We start from the raw sequence: 4,882 nt of genomic DNA on the forward strand, positions 1-4,882 counted from the left end.
GCTGTGTATAAGAGACAGCCCCGGACGTCAGCCGACCGTGCCCCGTCGCGCCACCGCGCGGCGGGGCCCGGTCGGCTGACGTCCGGGGCACGGCGCTCATTTACCAAGCAACGCTCACACCCGGCAAGCTCGACCTGATCGGCGGATGGCTGCCCCGACAGCCCTGGAACCCGGGTGGCTCCGACTCCGGATCCGGAGTCCGGCAGGTCGGCGCCCACCGCTTCGACGACCCGGCGGGCGAGGTGGGCTTCGAGGCCTTCCTGGTCGAGGGGGACGACGGGGTGCTGCGGCACGTGCCGATGACGTATCGCGGCGCGCCGCTGGAGGGGGCGGAGGAGTTCCCGCTCGGCACCACCGAGCACTCGGTGCTCGGCAGGCGGTGGGTGTACGACGCGTGCGGCGGCCCGGTCGGGGTGACGGCGATGATCAGGTGCGCCCTCGGGCGGCAGGACCAGGCCGAGTAGGTGATCGAGGCCGACGGGCACCGGCAGTCGCGTGAGCCCACCGTGCGCCCGGAGCGGAACGGCGAACCGCACTCCCCCGCGTTCGCCGACGTCGAGACCCCGACCTGTCGGAACGAGGGGCCCACCACGGTGGTCGGCGCGGGTGGGGAGGAACTCGTCGTCGCGCGCGCCGTCGGTACCGAGGTCGCCTCGGCGGACGCCACCGTCACCGGACGGGGGAGCGGGGGCGGCCCGGGTCGGCCCGCCGTGAAGTCCGTCGTCACCCGGAACCGCAGGTGAGGGGCGGTCGTGGCAGGGGCGATGGGTGATCTCCCGGCAGGCCACCGACAGGCGGGAGAGGCCGTCGAGCACGCCCTCCGGGCAGGGCGAGGGAGGCGAGGGCCGCTTCCTTCACAGGGGCCACGGAAATCCCCACCTGAAAACGATTTTCGTAAGCTAAGATGACTTTCGACCAAGGGCTTCTCCTTGACGCGTGCGTACGTTGTACACGTAAGGTGAGCCTTGCCTTAGTGTTTGGCCAATGTGCGCGCACAGGGGGACGCATGGCTGGTTGGGGGACGGGCGTCGCGCAGCCCCGGGGGCGGGCGGCGCTCGAGGGTTGTCTGCGATGTCGTGAGCCGCGCCCGGGCGCGGCGACCAGGATGGTCTGCTTCCCGCACGCCGGGGGCGCGGCCGGCTTCTTCTCGACATGGACGGAGGACCTGGCGCCCGATGTCGAGGTATGGGCGGTTCAGTACCCGGGGCGGCAGGATCGTTTCACCGACCCCTTCCCCGCCGACGTCGAGGAGCTGGCCGCCACCGCGGTCGAGTCGCTTCTGCGCTTACCCGACCGCCCCCTCGTCCTCTTCGGGCACAGCCTCGGGGCGCTCGTCGCCTATGAGACCGCCCGTCTGCTGGAACGGGCCCGGGGAAGATCCGTCGCGCACCTCGTCGTGTCCGGTCGGCGCGCCCCCTCGGACTTCGTGGGAGGCGACGTCCACCTGCTGTCCGACGAGTCCGTCATCGCGGAGTTGACCCGGCTGGGGGGCACCGACGAGATCGTGCTGAACAGCCCGGAGCTGCTCCGGGCGCTCCTGCCCGCCATCCGCGACGACTTCCGGTTGGCGGAAACCTACCGCCACCGGCCCGGTGCGCCGCTCCGATGCCCGGTCACCGCCGTCATCGGCACCGAGGACCCCGAGGTGAGCCGCGACCGGGCGCTCCGGTGGGCCGAGCACACCGCAGGCCCCTTCGCGCTCGAGGAACTGCCCGGGGACCACTTCTACCTGGTGCCACGGCGCCGGGCACTGCTGCGGCACCTGACGGCCCTCACCGACGCGTCCCCCTGAGACGCCCTCGGCCCGCCTCCCTCTCCCCGGGCACCGCCCGGGACTCCGAATCACGCACCCGAGCGACCGGCTCGGATCCGGACCCGTCCGGGACCCGCGCACGCGGGCCGGATCGGCGGCGCGCTGCTGCCGCCCGCACGAAGGAGACGCATTGAGTCCGACCCACGGCTACGCGGAACGCCGCGTACCGGCCGGTGCCGATCCGGTCGCCACGGTCGCCGTGCTCGCGGCGACGGCCACCGGTCCGCACGTCGGGTACGAACGCCACGGAACCGCCTCGTGGGCGGAAGGGGAGCACATCTCCGTCACGGTCACCGAGGGGGGTGCCGCGCTGCGTCCCGGGGGCGGGAAGCCCGAGCGGTGGGTGTCGGGACGGCCCATGGAGGCCCTCGACCGGGCCCTGTCGCTCATCGACGTGAACGGCTGGGCGGCGTACGGCTGGGCGGGCTTCGAGCTGGCCCATGCCCTCTCCGGCCCGCCACACGGGGCCGCCGACGCCGAGGGGCTTCCGGAGTTGATGCGCCTGATGGTGCCCGCCCGGGAGATCCGTCTCGACGGGGAAACGGCCCTGCTCCGCTCGCTGGACCCGGCCGACCTCGACGAGTTGGAGCTGCGGCTGGCCGCGGCACGTGTCCGGGCGGACTCCTGGGCGCCGACCCCGGACCCCGCGGTGGCGGCGGATGTGGATGACCACGGCGGCGAGGCGTACCGGACGGCGGTGGCGCGTGCCGTGGCCGACATCCGGTCCGGCCTCCTGGAGAAGGTGATCCTGTCCCGGCCGGTGCCGGTGACCCGCCCGCTCGACCTGCCCGCCACCTATCTGGTGGGACGTCGGGCGAACACCCCCGCCCGTTCCTTCGTCCTGCGGCTCGGTGGCTGGGAGGTCGCGGGCTTCAGCCCCGAGATCGTCGCCGAGGTGACGGCCGACGGGGTGGTGCGCACCCAGCCGCTCGCCGGAACCCGTGCCCGGCACGGCCTCGCCGACGCCGATCTCGCGCTGCGGGACGAGCTGACGCGCGACCCGAAAGAGGTGTACGAGCACGCGGTCTCCGTGCGTCTGGCGGCCGACGAACTGGCCGGGGTCTGCGCGCCCGGGACGGTGTGCGTCCGGGAGTTCATGAACGTCAAGGAGCGGGGAAGCGTCCAGCACCTCGGCTCCGAGCTCACCGGACGGCTCGCCGAGGGGCGGCGTCCGTGGGAGGCGTTCGCCGCGCTGTTTCCCGCCGTGACCGCCTCCGGGATACCCAAGTCCGCGGCGTACGGGCTCATCCGGGATGCCGAACCGGAGCCGCGCGGTCTGTACAGCGGAGCCGTGCTCGCGGCGGACCGCGACGGTTCGATCGACGCGGCACTGGTGCTGCGCAGTGTGTACCGACGGGACGGACGCACCTGGCTGCGGGCCGGCGCGGGCGTCGTCGCCCAGTCCGATCCGGAGCGGGAGATGGAGGAGACCCGGGAGAAACTGCGCGGTGTCTCCCGGCATCTGGTGTCCGCGGACGGCTCCCGGAAGTCCGTCGCGTCGGCCGCCACGCGGGTACGGGGGCGGGCATGAGCGGGGCGCCCCTGCGGGTGGTGGTGGCCGGTACGTCGTTCGGGCGGGTCTATCTCGACGCCGTGCTGTCGGCTCCCGAGCACTTCCGGCTCGCGGGCGTCCTGGTCCGGGGCGGCGACTACTCACGCGCGCTCGCCGAGCGGCACGGGGTGCCGCTGTTCACCTCCGTGGCCGAGGTCCCGGAGGAGGTCGACATCGCCTGCGTGGTGGTGCGCTCCGGGGCGACCGGGGGGCCCGGCTCGCGGATCGCGCGGGCACTGCTGGCCCGGGGGATCCACGTGCTCCAGGAACACCCCGTGCACACCGCCGAGATCACCGAGTGCGTGCGGGCGGCGCGGGAGGGCGGGTCGGCTTACGCGGTGAACACGCTCCACCCCGATCTCGTGCCCGTCCGCCGCTTCCTCGCGGCGGCCGAGGTGGTGCGGCGACGACAGGGGATCCGCTTCGTCGACGCCGTGTGCAACAGCCAGGTCGCGTATCCGCTGCTCGATGTGATCGGCCGGGCGGTCGGGGCCCTGCGCCCCTGGTCGTTCGACGAACCCGTCCGGACGGCCGGGCAGCCGTTCACGAGCCTGAACGCCGTCGTGGGCGGTGTGCCGGTCACGCTGCGGGTGCAGAACCAGGTGCACCCCGAGGATCCCGACAACCACTCCTACCTGATGCACCGCGTCGCGCTCGGCTGCGAGGGCGGGGTGCTGACCCTCGCCGACACGCACGGGCCGGTGCTGTGGAACGCCCGCATGCACGCGCCCCGCGACGCGACCGGGCGGCTGGTGATGAGCGGTGAGCGTGTCGACCGCCTGAAGGAACCCAGCACCACCGTCCTGGGCCCCGCCGGCACGAGCACCTTCCACGACGTGTTCACCGGACTGTGGCCGGACGCCGTACGACGCTCCCTGCTCCGCCTGTGCGAGGACATCGCCCGCCCGGAACGCCGGGCCGGGAGCGGCCAGTGGGCACTCGGCGTCTCCCGTGCCTGGGCCGACCTGACGGCACGGCTCGGCATGCCCGAACTGATCAGGCCCGGGGAGCCGGAGTCGCTGCCCACCGCCGAACTGACCGCCGCCGTCGAAGGGCTGGAGCCGTGAGGCGCGCCGTCTCCCGGGGCCGCCGGTGCAGCCATGTGCTGATCCGCGTGGACGACCTGCGCCGGGCGGTACGGGACTACCGCGAACTCGGTTTCGAGGTGCGCTACGCCACGGCCGAGCACAAGGCGCAACACGCCCACATCTGGTTCCCCGAGGGGCCGATCATCGAGTTGCTGACCACCCCGGCGGGCGCCCGGTGGTTCAAGTGGCCGATGACGCTGATCGGGGGCCGCGGTTCCGGGGAGCGCATGGTCCGCTGGTCACGCGAGCCCGAGGGGTTCGTCGACGTGGCCCTGGTCACCGGGGGGCCGGACCTCCGCGCCGACCTGGCCGAACTACGGGGCGTCGGGGTGCCGTTCGGCCGCGCGGTGCCGTGGAGGCGCACCCCGCCCGGCGGCGAGCCCACCCGCTTCCGGTTCGCCTACCCCCGGCAGGACCGGCTGCCGTTCC

6 protein-coding genes are annotated in these 4,882 nt (G+C 73.6%); all 6 read left to right on the forward strand.

Annotated features, from left to right (window positions below):
- Positions 1-149 precede the first annotated feature (149 nt).
- Positions 150-464, forward strand: a complete 315-nt coding sequence (locus FNQ90_RS12700; RefSeq protein WP_228471087.1) for a maltokinase N-terminal cap-like domain-containing protein — start codon at positions 150-152, stop codon at positions 462-464.
- Entirely contained in the window at positions 465-743 is a 279-nt protein-coding gene (locus FNQ90_RS12705) for a hypothetical protein (protein ID WP_182606475.1), read from the forward strand.
- Positions 744-1,006: 263 nt separating this feature from the next.
- Positions 1,007-1,792: a thioesterase II family protein gene (locus FNQ90_RS12710; RefSeq protein ID WP_182606476.1), complete on the forward strand. Its 786-nt coding sequence runs from the start codon at positions 1,007-1,009 to the stop codon at positions 1,790-1,792.
- 151 nt (positions 1,793-1,943) lie between these two features.
- Positions 1,944-3,344, forward strand: a complete 1,401-nt coding sequence (locus FNQ90_RS12715) for a salicylate synthase (RefSeq protein WP_182606477.1) — start codon at positions 1,944-1,946, stop codon at positions 3,342-3,344.
- Positions 3,341-4,432 carry a Gfo/Idh/MocA family oxidoreductase gene (locus FNQ90_RS12720; RefSeq protein WP_182606478.1) on the forward strand — a complete coding sequence of 364 codons (1,092 nt, stop codon included), beginning with the start codon at positions 3,341-3,343 and terminating at the stop codon, positions 4,430-4,432. Before FNQ90_RS12715 ends, FNQ90_RS12720 begins: the two co-directional genes overlap by 4 nt.
- Positions 4,429-4,882 (forward strand): VOC family protein (locus tag FNQ90_RS12725; RefSeq protein ID WP_182606479.1); only part of this gene is annotated, 454 nt, incomplete at its 3' end. The genes FNQ90_RS12720 and FNQ90_RS12725, both read left to right, overlap by 4 nt.

It is taken from the genome of Streptomyces alkaliphilus (assembly GCF_014141535.1).
GTDB lineage: Bacteria > Actinomycetota > Actinomycetes > Streptomycetales > Streptomycetaceae > Streptomyces > Streptomyces alkaliphilus.